The organism is Aquimarina ulvae (assembly GCF_053613295.3).
Map to the genome: position 1 here is coordinate 241,320 of NZ_JBSIBP030000005.1, position 22,915 is coordinate 264,234.

19 protein-coding genes are annotated in these 22,915 nt (G+C 33.9%); 15 read left to right on the forward strand and 4 right to left on the reverse strand.

From position 1 onward, the window contains the following. Positions 1-153 precede the first annotated feature (153 nt). The 13 genes from ACWGOQ_RS13070 (at position 154) to ACWGOQ_RS13130 (ending at position 14,954) form a co-directional block, all read left to right on the forward strand. A complete protein-coding gene (locus tag ACWGOQ_RS13070) occupies positions 154-2,634 on the forward strand; it encodes a M14 family metallopeptidase (RefSeq protein WP_452058596.1) in 2,481 nt (826 codons plus the stop codon). Between the two features lie 159 nt (positions 2,635-2,793). Continuing rightward, positions 2,794-4,899, forward strand: coding sequence for a M3 family metallopeptidase (locus ACWGOQ_RS13075; protein ID WP_452058740.1), 2,106 nt, complete (start codon positions 2,794-2,796; stop codon positions 4,897-4,899). Positions 4,900-4,947: 48 nt separating this feature from the next. Then, a complete protein-coding gene (locus ACWGOQ_RS13080) occupies positions 4,948-5,601 on the forward strand; it encodes a DinB family protein (RefSeq protein WP_452058597.1) in 654 nt (217 codons plus the stop codon). 4 nt (positions 5,602-5,605) lie between these two features. Continuing rightward, a complete protein-coding gene (locus ACWGOQ_RS13085; protein ID WP_452058598.1) occupies positions 5,606-6,325 on the forward strand; it encodes a hypothetical protein in 720 nt (239 codons plus the stop codon). A 102-nt stretch (positions 6,326-6,427) separates the two neighbouring features. Beyond that, positions 6,428-9,298, forward strand: a complete 2,871-nt coding sequence (locus tag ACWGOQ_RS13090; RefSeq protein WP_452058599.1) for a M16 family metallopeptidase — start codon at positions 6,428-6,430, stop codon at positions 9,296-9,298. Between the two features lie 26 nt (positions 9,299-9,324). Then, positions 9,325-9,840, forward strand: a complete 516-nt coding sequence (locus ACWGOQ_RS13095; RefSeq protein ID WP_452058600.1) for a GTP cyclohydrolase — start codon at positions 9,325-9,327, stop codon at positions 9,838-9,840. 56 nt (positions 9,841-9,896) lie between these two features. Further along, positions 9,897-10,520, forward strand: a complete 624-nt coding sequence (locus tag ACWGOQ_RS13100; protein ID WP_452058601.1) for a hypothetical protein — start codon at positions 9,897-9,899, stop codon at positions 10,518-10,520. A gap of 506 nt (positions 10,521-11,026) precedes the next feature. Continuing rightward, entirely contained in the window at positions 11,027-11,176 is a 150-nt protein-coding gene (locus ACWGOQ_RS13105) for a hypothetical protein (RefSeq protein ID WP_452058602.1), read from the forward strand. Positions 11,177-11,231: 55 nt separating this feature from the next. Further along, the gene (locus tag ACWGOQ_RS13110; protein ID WP_452058603.1) at positions 11,232-11,393 is read left to right on the forward strand and encodes a hypothetical protein; all 162 of its coding nucleotides are present in this window, start codon (positions 11,232-11,234) and stop codon (positions 11,391-11,393) included. Between the two features lie 251 nt (positions 11,394-11,644). Continuing rightward, entirely contained in the window at positions 11,645-12,502 is an 858-nt protein-coding gene (locus tag ACWGOQ_RS13115; protein WP_452058604.1) for an AraC family transcriptional regulator, read from the forward strand. A gap of 103 nt (positions 12,503-12,605) precedes the next feature. Beyond that, a complete protein-coding gene (locus tag ACWGOQ_RS13120; protein WP_452058605.1) occupies positions 12,606-13,319 on the forward strand; it encodes a pirin family protein in 714 nt (237 codons plus the stop codon). Between the two features lie 12 nt (positions 13,320-13,331). Further along, positions 13,332-13,961, forward strand: coding sequence for an NAD(P)H-dependent oxidoreductase (locus tag ACWGOQ_RS13125; protein ID WP_452058606.1), 630 nt, complete (start codon positions 13,332-13,334; stop codon positions 13,959-13,961). Positions 13,962-14,564: 603 nt separating this feature from the next. Then, a complete protein-coding gene (locus tag ACWGOQ_RS13130) occupies positions 14,565-14,954 on the forward strand; it encodes a hypothetical protein (protein ID WP_458202819.1) in 390 nt (129 codons plus the stop codon). A 106-nt stretch (positions 14,955-15,060) separates the two neighbouring features. Here ACWGOQ_RS13130 and rimO read toward each other — a convergent pair whose 3' ends face one another. Next, the gene (gene rimO / locus ACWGOQ_RS13135; RefSeq protein WP_452058608.1) at positions 15,061-16,362 is read right to left on the reverse strand and encodes a 30S ribosomal protein S12 methylthiotransferase RimO; all 1,302 of its coding nucleotides are present in this window, start codon (positions 16,360-16,362) and stop codon (positions 15,061-15,063) included. A 139-nt stretch (positions 16,363-16,501) separates the two neighbouring features. Between rimO and ACWGOQ_RS13140 the strand changes: the two genes are divergently transcribed. Next, the gene (locus ACWGOQ_RS13140; protein ID WP_452058609.1) at positions 16,502-17,599 is read left to right on the forward strand and encodes a serine hydrolase domain-containing protein; all 1,098 of its coding nucleotides are present in this window, start codon (positions 16,502-16,504) and stop codon (positions 17,597-17,599) included. 6 nt (positions 17,600-17,605) lie between these two features. On the opposite strand, the gene ACWGOQ_RS13145 is transcribed toward ACWGOQ_RS13140, so the two are convergent. The 3 genes from ACWGOQ_RS13145 to ACWGOQ_RS13155 are packed head-to-tail and all read right to left on the reverse strand — an operon-like array spanning position 17,606 to position 21,595. After that, on the reverse strand, positions 17,606-20,083 hold the full coding sequence (locus ACWGOQ_RS13145; RefSeq protein WP_452058610.1) for a TonB-dependent receptor: 2,478 nt from the start codon (positions 20,081-20,083) through the stop codon (positions 17,606-17,608). 31 nt (positions 20,084-20,114) lie between these two features. Continuing rightward, entirely contained in the window at positions 20,115-21,026 is a 912-nt protein-coding gene (locus ACWGOQ_RS13150; protein ID WP_452058611.1) for a FecR family protein, read from the reverse strand. A 50-nt stretch (positions 21,027-21,076) separates the two neighbouring features. Next, complete coding sequence (locus ACWGOQ_RS13155; RefSeq protein WP_452058612.1) at positions 21,077-21,595, reverse strand: RNA polymerase sigma factor; 519 nt, start codon at positions 21,593-21,595, stop codon at positions 21,077-21,079. Between the two features lie 113 nt (positions 21,596-21,708). Here ACWGOQ_RS13155 and ACWGOQ_RS13160 point away from each other — a divergent pair, with 113 nt between their 5' ends. Continuing rightward, positions 21,709-22,782, forward strand: coding sequence for a hypothetical protein (locus ACWGOQ_RS13160; RefSeq protein WP_452058613.1), 1,074 nt, complete (start codon positions 21,709-21,711; stop codon positions 22,780-22,782). Positions 22,783-22,915 lie beyond the last annotated feature (133 nt).

Genomic DNA, 22,915 nt, shown 5'->3' on the forward strand with positions numbered 1-22,915 from the left:
TTATACTTTTTTTAATATTCAAGTTGCTATAGACGCTGCATCCAAGGGCTATCTAAGTTTATAAATATGGAATAACTGAAATCCTAAAATTTAGTTAATACAATTTATATCCTAAATTTAAGGCGGTATTTTACGAAAATTAAAAACTCATCAATGAAAAAATTTCTCTTAACGCTCTTTGTTATAACTTCAACCTATGTAGCTGCTCAAAATAATGTCCAATCACCTGATACTTTTTTAGGATATGAATTAGGGAGCCAATTTACGCGTCATGCAAATGTTCTTGATTATTTTAATCACATTGCTGCTACTTCTGATTTAGTTACCTATCACACCTACGGAAAAACAAATGAGAGAAGACCATTGACATATGCTATAGTAACTAGTTCTGAAAATCAAAAAAATATTGAAAACATCCGTCTCGATCATCTAAAGAACACTGGTATTATAGCAGGAGCCAGTACTCCGCAAATAGCAGTAGTATGGCTCAGTTATAACGTTCATGGTAATGAAGCGTCTAGCACAGAAGCCGCTATGAAAACCATTTATGAATTGATCACCACTAAAAAAGACTGGTTAAAAAATACGGTTGTTATTATGGATCCTTGTGTAAATCCTGACGGTAGGGATCGCTATGCCAATTGGTATAATCAAACCAAAGCAACACCTTATAATACCGATCAGAATGCCACAGAGCATAACGAACCTTGGCCAGGCGGAAGACCCAATCATTACCTTTTTGATCTAAACAGGGATTGGGCCTGGGCAACACAAGTAGAATCTTATAGTCGATTAACGGCATATAATAAATGGATGCCGCATGTTCATGTGGATTTTCATGAACAAGGTATCAATGAACCTTATTATTTTGCACCGGCTGCAGAGCCTTTCCACGAGATCATTACGCCTTGGCAAAGAGATTTTCAAACACAGATCGGTAAAAACCACGCCAAATACTTCGATGCAGAAGGTTGGTTATTCTTTACAAAAGAGCGCTTTGATCTATTATATCCCAGTTATGGTGATACATACCCCACGTTCATGGGAGCTATTGGCATGACCTATGAACAAGCAGGGCATGGACGTGCTGGATTGGGGATACAAACAGATGAAGGATATGTACTTACTTTAAAAGATAGAGTATCGCATCATACTACAACAGGCATATCCACCGTAGAAATAGCCTCAAAAAATGCAGGAAAACTTAATGCCGAATTCAAGAAGTTTTTCAACAACTCAAATCTAACCTATAAAAGTTATGTTTTGAATGGTGAAGCCGATAAAATTAATGCCTTAACCAAATTATTAGATAAGCATGAAATTAAATATGGATACACTAACAGTTCCAAAATATCAGGTTTTAGTTTTAGAGAAAATAAACAGGGAAGTATCAATGCGAATGGAGCTTTGGTAGTAAGTACAAATCAACCAAAAGGAAAAATGGTAAAAGTACTTTTTGAACCAGACGCTAAATTGAGCGAACCCCTTACATATGATATAACTGCCTGGAGTATTCCCCATGCTTACGGATTAGAAGCAATTGCTTCAACCGCTATTGTGCCGGCAAATGGAACTAAAAAAATTAAACAAATTAATAATACCATTAATGCCGCTGGAGCAGGATATATTGCCAAATGGAATAGTTTGGATGATGCGGCTTTTCTCGCGGATCTGTTGCTCCATAAAATCAGAGTCCGATTTAGTGAAAAAGATTTTGCCAATAACGGTGAGAAATTTAAAAAAGGAAGTCTCATCATTACCAAAAGTGATAATCGAAAAACCAAAGACTATGACAAAACAGTCGTAGAAATTGCTAATAAACACAACCGAAGATTATATACAACTACTACTAGTTTTGCATCAAACGGAGTGGATTTTGGTTCGCCAGATGTTAAATTAATAAATAATCATCGTGTTGCTGTATTAAAAGGAAATTATACCTCGTCATTAAGTTACGGAGAAATCTGGCATTTTTTTGAAAAACAACTTCAATATCCAATTACTTCCATTGATACGGATTACTTTAAGAGGGTAGATTTAAACAAATATGATGTATTGATATTACCTAATGGTTATTATGGAGGGTATCTGGATAAGAGTACGCTAGACAAACTAAAAGAATGGATTCGTAAAGGAGGAAAAGTAATTGCTATTGCCAATGCAGTCAATGCCTTTGCCAATAAAGATGGTTTTGACCTAAAAAGTAACAAACCCAAAGAAGAGAAAAAAGATTCTATCGGTAATCTCATACCTTATGATAAACGCGAACGAGATCGGGTGAAAGACTTCATCACAGGAAGTATTTATAAGACAAATGTAGATACTTCACACCCGTTGGCTTTTGGATATGAAGACACTTATTTTAGTCTAAAACTTGGAAATAGTTCATATAAGTTTTTACAAGACGGATATAATGTGGCTTATATGAAGGAACCCACAAGTGTTTCGGGTTTTTCTGGTAAAGATGCAATTAAAGGACTTAAAAACTCACTAGTCTTTGGCGAAGCAAGAATGGGGAACGGAAGTATTGTTTATATGGTAGACAATCCATTATTTAGATCATTCTGGGAAAATGGAAAGCTGTTTTTTGTAAATGCTATTTTCTTTACTAATAACAATAAATTCAGACTTTAGTTGGATGAGTATATTGAGTACACTTTACTTTGAGCGATAAATCATTGAGAAAAAACACTCTTGAACTCAAATACTAACAAACGATAATACTCAAATTCAATAAATATGCAACACGTCTCAAAAATAGTAAGATCCATAATAATTTGCTCTTTGATCGCTATGAATAGTTGTAATAAAAAGAAAGAAACTGTGGAAACTAAGACTCCTAAAAAAGAAACCTCAAATATATTGCTAGCAGAATGGACTGGTCCTTATGGAGGTACACCTGCTTTTGACAAAGTGGATATTGCAGCTATAAAGCCTGCTTTAGAAAAAGGGATGGAATTAAACCTGGCCGATATCGATGCTATCACAGAAAACTCAGAAACTCCGACCTTCGAAAACACGATCGTTCCTTTAGAAAAATCAGGACAGGAATTAAACCGGGTTTTTACATATTACGGAATTTTAAGTAGTAATATGTCATCTCCTGAATTTAGAGAGATTCAGAAAGAAATGGCTCCAAAATTATCTGATTTTAGATCTAAAATATCTCAAAACGAAAAATTATTCCAAAGGATAAAAACGGTATATAATCTTGTACAAAAACAACCTTTGGAAGCAGACGAACAAAGAGTCGTACAATTGATTTATGAACAGTTTGCAATGAACGGAGCAGAACTAGATGAAGAGAAAAAGAAACGTTATGCGGAAATCAATAAGGAGTTATCAGAATTATACACCAGCTTCTCTAATAATGTTTTAGCCGATGAAGAAGGCTACATTACCTACCTAACCGAGGAGCAATTAGGAGGTTTATCAGAACCAATGATCAAAGCATATGCGAAAGCTGCAACTGATAGAGGACGTGAAGGTACATATGCAGTTACAAACACCAGATCCTCCATGGATCCATTTTTAAAGTATTCCACAGAAAGAGCTTTACGAAAAAAAGTGTGGAAGAACTACTATTCCAGAGGTGATAATGGAGATGATACAGACAATAATGAGCATATTGCTGAAATTCTAAAATTAAGAAAAGAACGTGTTGCTTTATTGGGGTATGATAATTATGCAGATTGGCGGTTACAAAATCGAATGGCCAAGAACCCTGAGAATGCGATGCAATTAATGAATGCGGTTTGGCCGGCTGCTATTGCTCGTGTGAAGGAAGAAGTAGCTGATATGCAAGCTATAGCTGATGCCAATAAAGATAAAATAACTATAGAACCTTGGGATTACAGATTCTACGCAGAAAAGGTTAGAAAGAAAAAATATGACCTGGATTCTGATGAAGTAAAACAATATTTACAGCTCGATAAACTTAGGGAAGCCATGTTTTTTGTGGCAGGAGAATTGTTTAATTATAAGTTCACTCCGGTAGCACAAGGAACTGTTCCTGTATTTCACGAAGATGTAAAAGTATGGGAAGTACACGATAAAACCTCTAATGAACTTATTGGCTTATGGTACTTAGATCCATTTGCCCGCACTGGCAAACGCTCTGGTGCCTGGGCAACTACTTACAGAAGCCATACCACCTTTGATGGAAAGAAAACAGTACTAGCATCTAATAATTCTAACTTTGTAAAACCAGCACCCGGAGAACCTGTGTTAGTTTCTTGGGATGATGCAGAAACATTTTTTCACGAGTTTGGACACGCTTTGCATTTCTTTTCTTCAGAAGTACAGTACCCAACACTCAATGGTGGAGTTAGAGATTACACAGAGTTTCAATCGCAATTGTTAGAGCGTTGGTTATCTACTGATAAAGTAATTGACAACTATTTAGTGCATTACAAAACAGGAGAACCTATACCAAAGTCGTTAGTTGATAAAATTAAGAAAGCCTCTACTTTTAATCAGGGGTTTGCTACTACAGAGTATTTGGCTTCGGCATTGATGGATATGAAATTCCATCTAGCAGATCCCACAAGTATTGACGTAGCTACCTTCGAAAAAGAAACCTTAGCAGCATTACAAATGCCCAAAGAATTGGTGATGCGTCATCGTACACCACATTTTGGTCATGTATTTTCTGGTGAAGGATATGCAACCGCATATTATGGATATATGTGGGCAGATGTACTGACAGCCGATGCTGCAGAAGCTTTTGCAGAAGCTCCTGACGGGTTTTATGATAAACAAATGGCAGCCAAACTTGTGAAATACCTATTTGCCCCAAGAAATGCAATGGATCCTGCTGATGCTTATAGGTTATTTCGTGGACGTGATGCTAAAATAGAAGCATTGATGAAAGATCGCGGATTTCCAGTTACAAAATAATACAGCTATTGACAACAACCTATTTATTCATTTTAAAAAACTTTAATTATGAACAATGAATTAAACAAAACCAGTAGAAGGAAATTTATCAAAAGATCTACAATGCTTTCAGCGGGTATTGCAGCTACTCCGCTATTAAATTTTGCAAATGAAAAAACAGACCTATCCCTTTCTTCAGATAGTATTTATTTGGTAGGACCGCAAAAGGGTTACGCTCCACAAATTGGTACACTATTATCTACAATGACAATGATGCGAACTTGGGTCATAGGAACTGTAAAAGACCTAACAGTAGCGCAATTAGATTTCCAAATAGATGAAGAATCTAATTCTATTGGTGCAATGTTATTTCATCTTGCGGCAACAGAAAAATACTATCAGTTAAATACCTTTGACGAAATCCCATGGGGAAAATGGGATGATGAAATAAAAAAAGAATGGAACGTTGCCAGTGGATTAGGAGAAAAAGGTAGAGAGTTGATTAAAGGAAATCCTATCGATTACTACCTTGACAAACTAGAAAAAGTAAGAGAAGTAACTAAAAAAGAGTTTGCCAATAGAGATGATCAATGGATTATGAAGTCTGAACCTTTTTTTGGGAATCAGCCTACCAATAATTATGCAAAATGGTTTCATGTGTGCGAACACGAGTCTAATCATCGCGGACAAATGAAGTTTATTATTAAAAGGCTTCCGGTTTAAGTAAATGAATAAAAATATACAGCTACAGCCTGAAAAAATTATCAATACAATTTCATTATTAGAAAAACGTATAGAAGATCGATTTCCTGATTCGGGTCTTAGAAAAGTATGCCATAATTTTTTACAAATTGCTCAGGATAGCAAACAAAATATAGATTGGATTTCCAGGCCTAACTTATCCCTTAGAATTTTTGCCTACCTTGTTATTCTCGTTGGATTAGGTGGATTGATCTATAGCATTACATATGTAGATTTAGAGATTAAAAACACGACACTGGCAAATATGGTTTCTATATCAGAAGCTATATTTAATGATATCATACTACTCGGTGCGGCAATTTTCTTTTTAGTCTCTTTAGAATCTCGGTTAAAAACAAAAAAGGCGCTAAAAGCACTTAATGAACTAAGAGGTATTGCGCATGTAATTGATATGCATCAGTTAACAAAGGACCCCAATCTTACTGATTTTCCGGAATCTGCTACAGAAAATTCTCCCAAACGAACTTTTACAAGATTTGAGCTTCAAAGATATTTAGACTATTGCTCAGAAGGTACCGCTCTGGTAGGTAAAGTAGCAGCTTTATACTCTCAAAGCTTACCGGATCAAGCAGTTGTACAGGCAGCAAACGAGATTGAAGTACTCACAACTGGATTAAGCAGAAAAATATGGCAAAAACTTATTATTCTAAACGAATCAAATCCAAAAAATTACAAACAAACGTAAATTTATCAATCATGAAATGAGCCATATAGACTAAGTTGATAACAACTAAAAACGCGAATGGCGAATTCCATCTGACAATTACGAACGACAAAAAAAGAACAGATGAAAACAATCAAATTTTTAACGTGGTTACTCTTATTATCGGGATTCTTCATTACCTGTAAAAAAGATACACCCACTATTCCTGAAAACAGAGAAGTATCTTCAGAAACGAACGGATTTAACGTTGACTATGAAAAATTCACGTTAGATAATGGCCTTCAAGTTATTTTTCATGTAGATCGTTCTGATCCTGTTGTCGCAGTTGCGCTGACCGCCCACGTGGGGTCTGCCAGAGAAATCGAAGGAAGAACGGGTTTTGCTCATTTGTTTGAACATTTATTATTTCTGGAATCTGAAAACCTAGGGAAAGGTGGACTGGATAAAATGAGTGCTCGTATTGGTGGATCCGGAGCTAATGGATCTACCAGTAGAGACCGAACTAATTATTATCAAACCGTGCCCAAAGATGCTCTAGAGAAAATGATATGGGCCGAAGCAGATAAACTTGGTTTCTTTATCAATACAGTAACAGAACCGGTGCTAGCCAAAGAAAAACAAGTAGTAAAAAATGAAAAACGCCAATCAGTAGATAACAGACCCTACGGACATGTTTCTTATGTCATTGATAAACATATGTTTCCGAAAAACCATCCATATAACTGGCAAGTAATAGGTTCCCTGGAAGACCTTCAGAATGCTACCTTACAGGATGTCAAAGATTTTTATAACAGATGGTACGTTCCAAACAATGTAACCTTAACTATTGCCGGGGATTTTGATACCGTTCAGGCAAAAGAATGGGTACATAAATATTTTGATGAGATACAACGAGGAGAGAATATCAAACCACTGGAAAAGCGCCCTGTAGTACTAACAGAAACCAAAAAATTGTACTACGAAGATAATTTTGCGCTTCTACCACAACTTACCATGACCTGGCCGGCAGTGCATCAATATCATCCGGATTCTTATGCTTTGGATGTGCTATCCAACTATTTATCAGAAGGAAAAAAAGCACCGTTTAATAAGATTATTGTGGAGGACAAACAATTAGCACCAAATGTAACCATGTTTCATTACGGATCAGAACTAGCAGGTCAGTTTCGTTTGATGGTTCGTGCATTTGAAAAAGTAAATCTCAATGACTTAGAAAACGCAATAAACGAGTCTTTTGAAAAGTTTGAAGCAGAAGGTATTTCTGAAGAAGATCTGAACCGTATCAAAGCAGGTCTAGAGACTAATTTTTATAATAGTCTATCCAGTGTACTTGGCAAAGGTTTTCAATTAGCCCAATACGAAATTTTTGCTGGAGACCCAGGATTTATTAATCAAGATATCAAAAATATACTGGCAGTAACCACAGAGGATATTATACGCGTATATAACCAATATATTAAAGGAAAGTATTATATCGCAACAAGCTTTGTTCCTATTGGCCAAACCGATTTAGTCTTAAACAATTCAACATTGGCTGAAGTTGTAGAAGAGAAGATTGTAGAAGGAGCCGAAGAAAATTTTGATCCCAATGTAACGGCAACATATAAAAAAACACCGTCAAGTTTTGACAGATCTATAGAACCACCATATGGAGAAACCCCAAAGGTTACTATGCCAGATATATGGGAAGAAAAACTAAACTCAGGTATACAAATATACGGTATGGAAAATGATGAAGTCCCGTTGGTACAATTCAGAATGAATATTAAAGGAGGGCTATTACTAGAAGATAATGAAAAGGTAGGAGTTTCTAATCTTTTGGCTCAATTAATGACCAAAGGAACAAAAAACAAAACTACTGAAGAATTAGAAAATTCAATAAAAAGTCTTGGTGCTATTATCAATATCCGTGCTACAGATGAAAATATAATGATCAGTGGTAGTACCCTATCCAAAAATTATGATAAAACGATCGATCTCATCAATGAAATGCTACTAGAACCTAGATGGGATGAAAAAGAATTTCAATTATTAAAGCAAAGTGTAATCAGCCAGATACAAGAGCAAAAAGCAAATCCACGTAGTATTGCATCAAATGAATATGCCAAGTTAATCTACGGTAAAGACCATATCCTTTCTCGCAATAATTTAGGCACAGAAACTTCAGTAAATGCCATAACTATAAGCGATCTAAAACAATATTATAATGCACATGTTTCTCCAACTGTTACCAAATTTCATATTGCGGGTGATATTTCAAAAAGCAAAGCGATCGAAGCTCTTGCTAATCTTGATACTACTTGGCAATCTAAAGAAGTGAGGTTTAAAGAAATGAGTGTCCCTAACGCTCCTGAAAGGTCTAGAGTATATTTCTATGACGTTCCAGACGCTAAACAGTCTGTACTAAGGTTTGGATACCCTGCAATGGCTGCCACAGATGCAGATTATTACCCTGCACGTGTTATGAACTACCGATTAGGTGGTGGTGGATTTGCATCCCAACTTACACAACAATTAAGAGAAGGAAAAGGATATACGTATGGTATTCGATCCGGTTTTTCGGGCGGTACACTTCCCGGACCTTTTACTATCTCCAGCGGAGTACGATCCAATGTAACCTATGAGTCAAGTAAATTAGTAAAAGAAATATTAGAAAATTACGGTAAGAATTATAACAAAAATGATCTAGAAATAACTAAAAGTTCTCTAATTAAGAGTAATGCCAGAGCTTCTGAGACCTTAGGGGCGAAATTGAATATACTGACCAATATCAGTACGTTACAATATCCTAAGGATTATATTTCACAGCGAGAAGAAATAGTTAATCATATGACTGTGGATGACGTTAAAGAACTAGCTAACCAATATTTAGATCCTAACAAGATGATATACATGGTTGTGGGTGACGCTAAAACTCAATTGAAAAAATTAGAACAACTTGGATTTGGCGCTCCAATACTTCTAAATAAAAAAAATGAGGTTGTCAAAGATTAAACCTTAAATACTAAAAAAACCATAAAGTGATCGTTAAACTAGCTGAAACTAATCTAAAAACCAAATTTGGGAACTATCATGAAATTCTATTTTATGATGGTCAAAAAGAATCCTTTGCACTGGTAATGGGTGACATAAATAATAAAGAAAATGTACTATGCAGAATACATTCTTCGTGCATCTTTGCACATCATTTTAATAGCATAGAATGTGACTGTAGAGAGCAAATGGAGATTTCTCAACAACTCATTCAAAAAGAAGGTAAAGGAATCATCATTTGGCTAGACCAGGAAGGTAAATCCAATGGGCATTTTGCATTAATTAAAAGTATTGAACACAAAAAAAGAGGGTTGCCACAGGCTGAATCCTATGAAGCAGCAGGTTTTAAAAAAGATGCAAGAGATTTTTCTCCTGCTGCAAAAATTTTAAATGAATTGGGAGTTAATTCTATTCGGATGCTAACCAATAATCCAGAGAAAGTAACAACTCTAACTAAACTTGGTATAACAGTTATTGGTATACAGCCTACCGTTCTGAAATGATAAAATACCAATTAGAAAAAAGCAAGAATTAAAAAGATGAACTCTAGAAAAGTATAATGACATTAGCTTCTTTTTATGGTGACCTCCTTTATCAAACGGATCAATATCCCTCGATCAAAGATCATTTGTACAAACTCGCTAATCGAATGCTACAGGGGCTTGAGGAAAATCACAGTTTTATCTTTGAGGAGATTAACAATTATCACCCGGATTATTTAGGCAGAGCTGTAGAAGAACTAAAAACATTGCATCTCACAATAGAAGACTGTAAGATAACCATTGCCAATGAATACGGATTTAAAAATTGGGAAACGATTGAACAACTCAAAGAGCACTATGATCAGAATTTTGAAAAAGCTGTGAACCACATAATAGATGGAGATCTTATAGTGTTAAAAAAGTTAATTAAAACTCATCCTAATCTAGTTATTGAAAAATCAAAATACGGTCATCAAGCAACATTATTGCACTATACAGCTAGTAATGGAGTAGAAATGTGGCGACAAAAAGCTCCATCAAACCTTCCAGAAATAACACAATTCTTAATTGACAAAGGTGCTGATCGTACGGCAACTATGAATGTATACGGAGGCCAGTTTAATACCCTTGCTTTATTAAAATCAAGTACCCATCCATTTCGGGCTGGTATAGGTGAAAAAATGATCAATATTTTACAATAAAAATAATGGAAAATAAGTATCAGAATAAAATATATGACAAAAAACCAATTCTATTATCTACAGAGGAATGGTTTTTATTAAAAGTAAAATTCACTACTCTATAAAAAGGCTTCGGTTTATATGGATATAAATACTAAGAGCGAGCTAAATTTTAAATATTATTCAATAAAAAAACATTTTAAATGAATAATATTTAAAATTTAGCTTGTTTACAGGTTCAATATTATCAAATTGTTAACTCAGGGTTTTTTTCATTTTTACTCAATTCTCAGTACAATCGCTTAAAGATTGCATATAATCAATATATTCATTTCAATTTGATATGAAATGTTGAAGTTTTTCTTCTTTTCATTAAAAACCAGACACCTCTTTTTTCTCCAAAATGCCTAAGCATAAAGGGTATTAAGATTTTTTTATGAATTCAAATGGTTTTTTTAGATACATTTGCACCCGTTTTAAAAAAATAAAGAAAAAAATAAACAAACACATATTTAATTTTTACTAAAATGATCAAAAAAATTACATTTCTATTTATGCTTGTTATTGCTTTTGCATCTTGTGAAAGTAATTCTATAGAAGACGAAGTAATAAACACTGAAATCGATAAACCAGAAATCATCGACATCTATGAAGATGATACTCATGGATTAGGTTAGATTACTAAAAACACAATATCCTCAAAATAAAATTTAAAATTATAAAACAAATATCATGAAAAAAATCACATTCTTATTAGTATTAGTATTAGCTACAACATTCGTTTCTTGTGAAAACGAAACTATTGAAAGCCAGGTTGTTAACGAAGAAAACAATGATAACAACAATGAAGATGATAACACAGATGGTGATATTATAATAGACGGTAATCAATAATTAAAACGACACTGCTTTTTATAAATTACTAAATCAATAAAAAGAGTACAGATTGATAAAAAAGGGAAAACAAAAAAGGTTTTCCCTTTTTTTATTGTGTTATCTTAGATAATAACGATCCTATTTTACGCTTATGCTAGTCACTGAAAATAACCACCGATTTATTATATGATTATTAGGTCTTAGGAAAGAAAAATTATCAGATTGGTCGTATATTAAGCTAAAAATATATAACGGCTTATTAGTAACAAATGACTTCCATAAAAACATATAAACTTACTAATGAAACGGATCCTCAGATAGTTTTTGATATTAAAAAAATGGAGGATATTTACGACAAAAACGGCGGTGTTACAGACACACCTCATCGTCATGATTTTTATATCATCCTCTTAGTATCCGAGGCAAAAGGAACTCATGTTATTGATATTAATGAATTTCAACTTCAAAATTATCAAGTCTTTTTTCTTAGTCCTGGGCAAGTACATCAAATCAAAGAAGAACAAAAATCTTATGGATGGGTCATTACATTTTCAAGACAATTTCTTGAAAAGAACAATATCAACTATAATTTCATAGAAGATATCAACCTATTTCATGATTATGGCCATAGTCCTCCTTTATTTTTAAATGAAGTTCAACTAGCACAATTGAATGCATATACCACTCAAATGTTCGACACCTATCAGTCCAATTTGAAATTTAAACTGGAGGCAATTGGGGCTCTATTAAAACTCTTTTTGATATATAGTAATAATGTTTGTGATATTAACGCAAAAGATCCACAGCAGTTTCATGCAGGCGCAACGATACTAAAAGAATATAAAAATCTGGTCGAAGAACATTTCTCTGATTGGCATAAAGTACAGCAATATGCAGAAGCATTACACGTTACACCAGATCACTTAAACAGAACTATAAAATCCTTAATCGGAAAAACCGCCAAAGAATATCTACAGTCCAGAATTATTGTTGCAGCAAAGCGACTCTTGAGTTTTTCAGACAAAACCACTAAGGAAATTGGATATGAACTCGGTTTCACTATTCCGGCAAATTTTAGCAATTTCTTTAAAAAATGCACAGGCATTTCCCCTTCCAAATTTAAATAATTATCATAAATATCGGATTTTTATACGATTCCTCCGTATTCTCATATTTTACATCTTTTATTAAAAACTGAACTTTGTATTCAACTACAAAAGAAGAAATATTATGAAAACGATAATACATACATCAGACACCAGAGGAAAAGCCAATTTCGGATGGTTAAATTCTCATCATTCTTTTAGTTTTGGGAACTACTATAATCCTGAAAGAATGAATTTTGGGGCGCTCAGAGTTCTCAATGATGATACCGTTTCTGCGGGAATGGGTTTTGGAAAACATCCACATGATAATATGGAAATTATATCCATCCCGCTGGAAGGAGATTTAGAACATAAAGATAGTATGGATAATATTACAGTTATTAAACAAGGAGATATACAGGTGATGAGTGCCGGAACTGGTGTTTTTCATAGCGAGCTTAATAAAAACACTGATAAAGAAGTTAAGTTTTTGCAGATTTGGGTAACCCCAAACAAAAAGAATGTAACCCCCAGGTATGATCAGATTACAATAAACGATAATAGTCTAAAAAATAATCTACATCAAATTCTATCACCAAATCCAGATGATGATGGCGTCTGGATACATCAAAATGCTTGGTTTCATCTAGGTGAGTTGGAAGCCGAAAATACTCAAACTTACAGGCTTAAAGACGAAAAAAATGGAGTGTACGCTTTTGTTATAGAAGGCAGTATAACAATTGGAGATAACGTATTAGATAAAAGAGACGGATTAGGAATCTGGGATGTACAGCAAATTAAAATTACATCAAATGTTCCTTCCAAAGTATTATTAATCGAAGTTCCTATTACACAATAAAACTATATATAAATGCAACTAATAAAAAACTTAGAATGGCGATATGCCACCAAAAAATTCGATTCAGCAAAAAAGATATCAAAAACTGATCTCGAAAAAATCAAAAAGGTAGTTTCGCTCTCTGCTTCATCCTATGGATTGCAAGCGTACACTGTTTTAATAATAGAAGACCCGGAAATCCGGAAAAAACTACTACCAAAATCCTGGGAGCAACCCCAGGTGGTAGATGCTTCTCAATTAATTGTCTTTTGTAATTATACAACAGTAGATGAACACGTGATTGACGAGTATCTACAGTTAAAAGCGACTACACAGGGCTTAAATTTTAATGATCTAAAAGGCTATGGTGATTTTATGAAATCTAAGGTCAATTCATTTTCTAAGGAAGCCATAAAAGCCTGGACAGCAAAACAAACCTATATAGGTTTAGGAAACCTACTGGCTGCTTGTGCAGAACTGCAAATTGATGCCTGCCCAATGGAAGGTTTTGAACCTGAAGGCTACGATGAGATTTTAGGTCTATCGGAAAAAGGCCTGTCTGCTGCAGTTATTGCTACCATCGGATATCGTTCTGAGGAGGACGTAACACAACACGGCAAAAAGGTTCGTAAGCCCATCGATGAATTATTTCAAAACATATAATGAAAAATCCAACAGAGGCCTGAGTTTATAAACTTAGGCCTCTGTCATATTCTTTTTCCTAGCTTAACAAAATAGAGCTTACCAAAAACAACCGTCATATTGCACGATAATTAATATATTGACGTCTATTTTACAGAAAAACTAAAACAATAATATTTTTGAGCTTCAATATTACCAAATTGTTAAATTTGTTATTTATTAATAAAAAATAGCATTGCCTATATTTCAACAAAAAAACCAAAAAAATACATTGAAGCAACTCATTTTTTAATAATCTTATTAATCCTTCATCCCCTATCCCTTCTACATTATAAAAATCTCAATGTTATTATTTTGCTTTTTGAAAAACTACAAAGACACCTAAGCTAAATTTGTGTTTTTATATCTGTTTTTTAAATACTTTTGCGCTCGAATAAAATTAAATAAAAAATACAGCGTTTAATATAAAACTTTGTCCCTTAATAAAATAAAGAAATAAAGTTCTCTTATACATTAGAATTAGCCAAAAAATCTAAAGAGTATTACGCAACAAAATCGAGGATTTCTATAATCCTCGATTTTTTTTATCTATAAGTATTTTAGAAACCCACAACCATATCTCAGATGAACACGTCCAGACACCTTTTATTGTTATTTTTAATGACTACAACGATGTCTTCCCAAAAAAATTCGAATCAGAAATACTCTGAATTTGACTTTTGGATTGGCGAATGGAATGTGTATAAACATGGAACCGATACCATTGTGGGTAAAAGTAAAATAGAAGCTATTATTGACAACAAAGCCATTAAAGAAACCTATCATGCTACCACATCCAAATACCACGGCACCAGTTTAAATAAATATAATCCAAGAACCAGTCTATGGGAGCAATTTTGGGTTGACAACACAGGTTTAACATTACATATCCAAGGAAATTATATAGATGGAAAGATGATTCTTCAAAATACGATCACCACAGACAAGGGATCTTTGTCAAACAAAATATCGTAGCAAAAAATGCTGATAATACCGTAAGACAAATTTGGTTTCAAAGTACCGATCAGGGTAAAACCTGGAAGGTAATATTTGATGGGGATTATAAAACCGCTACAGATCATTAAATAACCTCTCCATACAGGTCAAAATCTTCTGCTTCATATATTTTTACAGTAGTAAATTCTCCTGTTTTTAGATAAAATTTGGATGCGTCTATAAGCACCTCATTATCTACATCAGGAGAGTCAAATTCTGTTCTTCCTACAAAATATGGTCCTTCTTTACGATCAATCACTACTTTAAACTCCTGTCCTATTTTCTGTTGATTTAATTCCCAGGAAATTTGTGACTGTATCTCCATAATCTTGTTAGCGCGATCCATTTTTACCTCTTCAGGAACATCATCCTCCAAATTATAGGCATGTGTGTTTTCTTCGTGGGAATATGTAAAACACCCCAGACGTTCGAAACGCATTTCTTTTACCCAATCCCTTAAAGTTTCAAAATCTTCCTGTGTCTCACCTGGATACCCTACAATTAATGTTGTTCGAATTGCCATTTCTGGCACAGCTTCTCTAAATTCCTTAAGTAGCTTAGTAGTTTTCGCTTTGGTCGTACCGCGACGCATAGATTTCAGAATAGGATCTGCTATATGTTGTAATGGAATATCTATGTAATTACAAATTTTAGGCTCTTGCCTCATTACCGCTAATACTTCCATCGGGAATCCAGTGGGAAATGCATAATGCAATCGAATCCATTCTATACCGTCTACCTTAACTAGTTCTCTAAGTAAATCTGCTAATTTTCTTTCCTTATAAAGATCTAATCCATAATAAGTAAGATCTTGAGCAATCAATACCAGTTCTTTTACTCCACCAGCAGCTAACTTTTCTGCCTCTGTAACTAATTTTTCAATAGGAGTTGACTTATGCTTACCTCGCATTAGAGGGATCGCACAAAAAGAACAAGGACGGTCACAACCTTCCGCTATTTTTAAGTATGCATAATTTTTTGGTGTTGTAGTCAGTCTTTCTCCTATAAGTTCATGTTTATAATCGGCACCTAATGCTTTTAGTAAACCTGGAAGTTCTGTAGTACCAAAGTATTGATCAACATCAGGAATTTCTTTTTGTAAATCAGGTTTATATCTTTCTGATAAGCATCCGGTGACAAAAACTTTATCCACAATACCCTCGTTTTTCTTCTGTACATACTCTAAAATTGTATTTACAGACTCTTCTTTGGCATTGGCTATAAAACCACATGTATTAATCACTACAACATTTCCTTCTTCCTCGTGCACTACTTCTTTATTGCTAGCTTTCAGCTGTCCCATTAGAACTTCGCTATCATACACATTCTTACTGCAACCCAAGGTTACTACATTAATCTTGTTCTTCTTTAAAGTCTTTGTTCTCATATCTTCCGGATAAGGGGTTGCAAAGATACAATGAATAACCAAAGTTTAGCATATTATTATAAATAACTCTATATCATAAAAAACAAAGAATTTAAACCTTTTGTATATTACACAGTCTAAATAAACCTAACCTCAAGCTATGAAAGATAACCTGACTATTATTTTATTCTTATTTCTCTGTAGTATGCTTTCTTGTTCTGATGAGACTGATGAACCTACTATAGAAGAGCCTAATCCAGATCAAGGTAGTTTATATTTCCCTCCTATTGACTCTGACTCGTGGGAAACTACCACAATTAATGATCTGGGATGGAATGATGATGCCGAAGAGCCGCTTAACAATTTTCTTGAAGAAAGAGACACTAAAGCTTTTATCGTTCTGAAAAATGGAAAAATTGTGATTGAAAAGTATTTTAATGGAGCATTGGCTACAGACAACAATCCATGGTATTCGGCAGGAAAGACATTAACGGCATTCATGATAGGATTAGTACAACAGGAAGGCTTGTTAGATATTGACGACCCATCCGCAACCTATTTAGGACCTCAATGGGCAAATATCACTAACACTCAGGTACAGGAAATTACAGTAAGAAATCATCTAACAATGACCTCTGGATTAAATTATAACGTTTCTAACCAAAATTGTACCGATTTTGATTGCCTCACATATCTCAATAATCCGGATAGCTTTTGGTATTATCATAATGCAACATACACATTACTAACCAATATAGTTGCCGAAGCCGCCAATACAGATTACAATACTTATTTTGAAACCAAACTAAAAAACAACATCGGAATGAATGGTACTTGGGTAAGCATTGGATACGCCAATGTTTTCTACAGCACAGCTAGAAGCATGGCTCGTTTTGGTCTTCTAAACCTGCATAAAGGAACCTGGAATACTACAGAAATTCTCACGGATCAAAATTACTTTACAGAAATGACCACTACTTCGCAAAACTTGAACCAATCCTATGGATATTTATGGTGGTTAAACGGTAAATCAAGTTTTAGAGTTCCAGCCTCAGAAAATGAATTTCCTGGAAGATTAATGCCCGATGCACCAGATGATCTAATCGCTGGTTTAGGAAAAGACGACCAAAAATTATACGTAGTCCCAAGTCAGAACTTAGTGATTGTTAGAATGGGCGGTGATACTGGTCAAACTGTATTAGGTCCGTCTAGCTTTGATAACGATCTATGGATTAAACTTAATGACTTGTTCAATTAAACAACATTAAAAAGAGACTCTAAGTGTTGCATTAGGAGTGATTTCTAAAGAAGAGTTGACGATTTCTTTAGGTTTGTTTTCTTCATCGATTCTATAATAATTGCTAATTGTATTATTTCTATCAGAAAAATTCCAAACAGAAATTCCTGCGTGGCATTTCACTTTATTTGAAAGTTCAAAATCATAAGTAGCAGAGATATCTAATCTCATATATTCGGGTAGTCGACTACTATTAGCAGGATTGTAATTGATTTTATCTTCTGCCACTTCGTTCATAAATTCGGGTCTTGTGGTAGGTAGTCCAGAATGCCAATTTAAACCAGCGGATATTTTTAAATCTTCAATGGTATATGCTACCCCTAATGTCAACGAATGGGTGATATCAATATTATTAGCAAATTGTTTTTCGTCAAAAGTTTCAAAAGTATATTCATTATTTGCATAAGAATACCCCAACCAGGAACTTAAGTTTCTAAATCTTTTATTTAGTAAAAAATCTATCCCTGTAACTGCGTAATCACCTATTGCCTGTATAAATTCATATTGATTCTGAAATCCCTGACTTCGTGCTGTAATTCCATTTACTATTTTATAATAACCTTCAGAACTAATAAGCCACCCTTTTCGATTGTATTGTAACCCCAAAGAAGCTTGCTTGCTTCTAATAACAGGAATATCATCATCATTTGCCAACACCCATCTCCGTTTTTCTATACCCAAAAAATCATTCTGAAAATTTATAATTTGGGAGGTATTTTGATGCTTAAACTCACCCAATATTTCAAAATTAAAATAGTTTAAAAACTTTTGATTATAACTCAGTCTTGGCTCTACGATGTGGGTTTTGAATTTCTCATTAAAACTATACCTAACTCCAAGATTAACTGAGTTCAGTGCTCTTGTGTTTTTATAACTTAGCTGCGAAAAAGCACTATGATTTCTAATCACCCTCACCCTATTTCTTCGAAAAACCGGATTGTCTATATCATTAAGATTAGACACACCAGTTTCTATAAGTTGATACCCGTTAAACCAGCTAATATGCTCCCTTAGTTTATAGTGTGTATTTAATTTTAAACTAGTTTCAGAAACAATATTCTCTTGCAGGAATCTTTGCTCGTTTTCAAGATCTGCATTTTCGGATTGTAGCCTATAATCGGTTTCATATGCTTGTAACGTCGTAGTGAATCTGTCGCTCCAATATCGCTGATACCAAATTCCTCCTGCGATACTGTTTTGCACCAAACTACTTTTTCTGGAAGTATTTACTGCGTTTACGGTAGCATTTTCTGTAAACACCAATTCATTGCTAATTCCTAAAAAGTTGATTCTTATCATATCTCTTTCTGAGATTTTCCAATTCCACCTGAGATTAACATCATAAAAATCAAACCCAATACCTGTTTCATTATTATTCCCAATTTCACTATCCTGAGAGATTCTATCAAAATACTGTATATAAGTGGGCGTTTCTACAAATTCATTTATTGCTTTTCTGGCAGAAAGTTGTACTGAAGATTTTTTTCCGACTGGAATATCCGTGAACACATCTGCATTGATAAGATTAACTCCAATGGTACTTCTAAAGTCTGAATTAATCTCCGTATCAGTATTCATTAAAATTGTTCCTGAAACTCCATCTGCATATTCTGTATCTGTTCCATTTTTAATCACTGTTGCTTTATTTGTAATAGATGGGTTAAAAATTGAAATGAGACCAAAAAAGTGTCCGGACTGATACATTCTAATTCCATCCCATAATATTAAATTTTGATCATGCGTGCCTCCTCTTATATTAATATTGGAAACCGTTTCATCAGCACTTTGTATTCCTGGTAGCGCCTGGATAGTTTGTAGCACGTCTGCTTCTATCAGACCTGGTAAGATACCAAATTCATTATAGTTTATCTGAAAAGCTCCGTCATCCGTTTTATTGATTCCCTTGGTCAGATAATCCTTAAGAATTATCTCTGCTAACATTTCAGTTTTTGGTTCTAAATAAATGGAAATACAATCTACTTTATTAAAAAAATCCGATGTTCTATAGGAAGTACGATAGCCAAGGTGACTGATAATTATAGTTTCTTTTTTATCAAAAACTTCTAACCGAAAATATCCATTAGTATCACTTATAGTGGATGATTTCTCTCCTTTAATGGTTACTCCTGACACTGTTTTTTCAGTGTTCAGATCTCTAACAACCCCGCAAATAGAAAAAGATTGGTTTCCTTTATTTATAGAAACAAAAGTATCATTAAGAATGGTGAATTCGAGCCCAGTTTCTTGTCTGAGATAGGTTAAAATCTGGTCAAAATTTATATCCTGAGGGATATCTGAAACAAAAACATTTTCTACCGTATCATCCGCATAGGTAAATTTATAAGAAAATTTTGCTTCTATCTGAATCAATAGATCTACGAGGGAAAATGATTCGTTTTCTTTAGTTACCTGAGCATTTGCTGGAAGAATTAGGAGAATAAGCAATACAAATATCAGAATCCTACTAAGGGTTCTATTACTCTTTATTACGTAATATGATGCGATCGGAGGTGTCAATATTATAAGTCAAATCTAGCGGTAAAGTTATAGATTTTAGACCATCTTCCATATCATTATGGACAAAACCTCCTGTAAAAAGTCGATTGGTGTCAATATCTTCGAACATTATAGATACATTATACTGTCTTTCGAACTCTTTTATAACTTCATAGAATGGAACACTTTTAAAACTGCTAATATTACTTAACCATTGGGGGCGGTTTAGATTGACAGTTTCAAAAGTGATCTTTCCATCTATGATTCTTAAAGTACTCCCCGCAGGTAGGTTATGGTCATACTCTTTACTTTCAACTTTTACGAGACCTTCAAAACATTTAACTTCAAAATAATTTTCTCTATTTTTTACGTTAAACTGTGTTCCTAGAACAGTAATTTTTCCATCTTTGGTAATAACATCAAAGGCAGATCCCTTTTCCACTTTAAAAAAGGCTTCTCCATCTAGGTTCACTTCTCTTTTATCATTCCATGTTTTTTCATCAAAAACAATCTCAGATGTAGCATTCAGGATTACTTCAGAAGCATCTGGAAGCTCAATCGTCAATTTTTGGCTTGCCAAAGTCTTATAGGTTGCAGCATTATTTGAAAAGAAAAAGAAAGAAACACCTAGTAGCACAACTATGGCTGCGGTAATTTTTAATAAAGGAATATACCAATTTGTTTTCTCAGAAACTACTTTATCCGCATGATACATTCTTGCGTACATCTCATCTATACCTTCTATTTCAGAAACATCAGAAGCCTTAAAATATTGAGCACCTTCAAGAATTTTGGTATGCATTTTATAATCATCCAATTTCTTAAAAGCCTCAAGCTCGGTATCCGTCAGTTCGTCAGACAACCACTTTTTTATTAGGTATTCTCTATCCATTTTCAATCTTGTCTCTATATACTATAACAACTAAGTTTTAAAAACTCCTTTTATTTAAATCCATCCAACTCATTTTTTAACTTATTATATGCTGTATAAATCCTGTTTTCGGCAGCTTTTCTGGTAATTCCCAGCATCTCTGCAATTTCAGCATGTTTTTTACCTTCTACTTTATTGAGTAAAAAAGCGGTACGTTGATCTTCTGTTAATTTGCTCAAAGCATGTTGATATCGCTGCAAAAATTGTTGTTCTTCTAAAATAAATTCTGGTGACTCATTTGTATAATCTTTTGGTTTTATTTCTCTGTGCTTAAGAACCACTTTTTGATGTTTTATCGCATTGAGCATCATGTTCTTTGCTACTTTAAATAAAAAACCTCTAGCTTTCTGGGGAGTTACTTCTTTACAATGAGAAAGTAATTTGATAAACACATCCTGCATTTTATCATTTGGTTCTAATGTCTCTCCGTACTTATAATAAAGAAAATTGTATATATCGTTAGAATACTTACGATAGACCATCGAAAATACCTTTTCGTCACAAACATTTTCATGGAGTTCTTTTGGCATACTCAAAGAAGATTTAGAAGTAAATGTAGAAAAAACAAAAAAAACAAAAGGAGTTTTTAAAACTTAGTTGTTATAGTATATAGAAGACCGACTTAAATAACACCCTAAATATCATGAAAGCACAAATCAAATCATTACTTCTTTGTCTGACCACTTCGGCAATAGTCATGACTACTTCTTGCAGAACTGAATTGGATGAAGAAATCGGAGCTCCACAAGAAAGTACACTCGAAGCAAATTCTAAAGTTGCGGACCTTATGCTTAAAATGGCTATGAATGATGGATCAGAAGATAATATTCTTGATGGTTCCAGCTGTTTTGATGTAGCCCTACCTGTTATGGTTTATGCTAATGGAGTTGAAGTAACGATCGATACCGAAGATGATTTTGAACTCATAGAAGATATTTTTGACGAATTCGAAGATGATATTGATGAGTTAGAGTTTATTTTTCCTATTACGCTAATTTTCAGTGATTTTTCTGAAGAGATTATCCAAAATGATGATCAATTAGAAGATTTAATTGACGATTGTGAAATAGCGGATGAGGACGATGATATCGAATGTATAGACTTCTTATACCCTTTCTCTGTATCGGTATTTAATGAAAACACCGAATTGTTAGAAACCATCACATTTACAAATGATCGAGAATTATATGACTTTATAAATGATATCGATGAAGATGATATTGTAAACGTTAGTTTTCCAATTACACTAGTTCTTTCTGACGATACAGAAATTGTAATTAGTGACCTGGAAGATCTGGAAGACGTAATAGAAGACGCAATTGATGATTGTGATGAAAACGACTCTAGCGATGACGATTTCACTCAAGTGATTACCAGTCAGCTACTAGAAGTTCAAAAATACAAAGACAATCAAAGTAATGAAACCAATAACTATAGAGGTTACATTTTTGATTTTTCTGAAGACGGAACAGTAGCAATTACTTTAGAAGATAATGATGGAGATGATAGTAATAATGTAATTACTAATGGGACCTGGACCTTAAGAACAAGAATTGATGGAGGACTAAATGTTACTCTTGATTTTGGCACAGAAGCACCATTAAATAAGCTTAACAACGAATGGAACGTTAAAAAAATAAAAGATAATAGAATCATGCTTGATGAACGAGAAGGCGAAGGAATCAGTAAGGATGAATTATTCTTTGATAGCGTATAAACTTCTATATGAAGTAAGGAACAAAATACCATTGATAAAAAATAAATTATTTAAACACTAATAAATTAAAAATAGAATTTAGCTCATAAGTAACCTTTAAAAAACGACCCCTATGTACTTATTAAATTTAGTA

Coding starts and splice junctions, on each gene's coding strand:
- ACWGOQ_RS13130 (WP_458202819.1), top strand. CDS start 14,565: ATGAACACGTCCAGACACCTTTTATTGTTATTTTTAATGACTACAACG.
- ACWGOQ_RS13160 (WP_452058613.1), top strand. CDS start 21,709: ATGAAAGCACAAATCAAATCATTACTTCTTTGTCTGACCACTTCGGCA.
- ACWGOQ_RS13080 (WP_452058597.1), top strand. CDS start 4,948: ATGAACAATGAATTAAACAAAACCAGTAGAAGGAAATTTATCAAAAGA.
- ACWGOQ_RS13115 (WP_452058604.1), top strand. CDS start 11,645: ATGACTTCCATAAAAACATATAAACTTACTAATGAAACGGATCCTCAG.
- ACWGOQ_RS13100 (WP_452058601.1), top strand. CDS start 9,897: ATGACATTAGCTTCTTTTTATGGTGACCTCCTTTATCAAACGGATCAA.
- ACWGOQ_RS13070 (WP_452058596.1), top strand. CDS start 154: ATGAAAAAATTTCTCTTAACGCTCTTTGTTATAACTTCAACCTATGTA.
- ACWGOQ_RS13110 (WP_452058603.1), top strand. CDS start 11,232: ATGAAAAAAATCACATTCTTATTAGTATTAGTATTAGCTACAACATTC.
- ACWGOQ_RS13075 (WP_452058740.1), top strand. CDS start 2,794: ATGAATAGTTGTAATAAAAAGAAAGAAACTGTGGAAACTAAGACTCCT.
- ACWGOQ_RS13120 (WP_452058605.1), top strand. CDS start 12,606: ATGAAAACGATAATACATACATCAGACACCAGAGGAAAAGCCAATTTC.
- ACWGOQ_RS13125 (WP_452058606.1), top strand. CDS start 13,332: ATGCAACTAATAAAAAACTTAGAATGGCGATATGCCACCAAAAAATTC.
- rimO (WP_452058608.1), bottom strand. CDS start 16,362: ATGAGAACAAAGACTTTAAAGAAGAACAAGATTAATGTAGTAACCTTG.
- ACWGOQ_RS13140 (WP_452058609.1), top strand. CDS start 16,502: ATGAAAGATAACCTGACTATTATTTTATTCTTATTTCTCTGTAGTATG.
- ACWGOQ_RS13085 (WP_452058598.1), top strand. CDS start 5,606: ATGAATAAAAATATACAGCTACAGCCTGAAAAAATTATCAATACAATT.
- ACWGOQ_RS13090 (WP_452058599.1), top strand. CDS start 6,428: ATGAAAACAATCAAATTTTTAACGTGGTTACTCTTATTATCGGGATTC.
- ACWGOQ_RS13105 (WP_452058602.1), top strand. CDS start 11,027: ATGATCAAAAAAATTACATTTCTATTTATGCTTGTTATTGCTTTTGCA.
- ACWGOQ_RS13155 (WP_452058612.1), bottom strand. CDS start 21,595: ATGCCAAAAGAACTCCATGAAAATGTTTGTGACGAAAAGGTATTTTCG.
- ACWGOQ_RS13150 (WP_452058611.1), bottom strand. CDS start 21,026: ATGGATAGAGAATACCTAATAAAAAAGTGGTTGTCTGACGAACTGACG.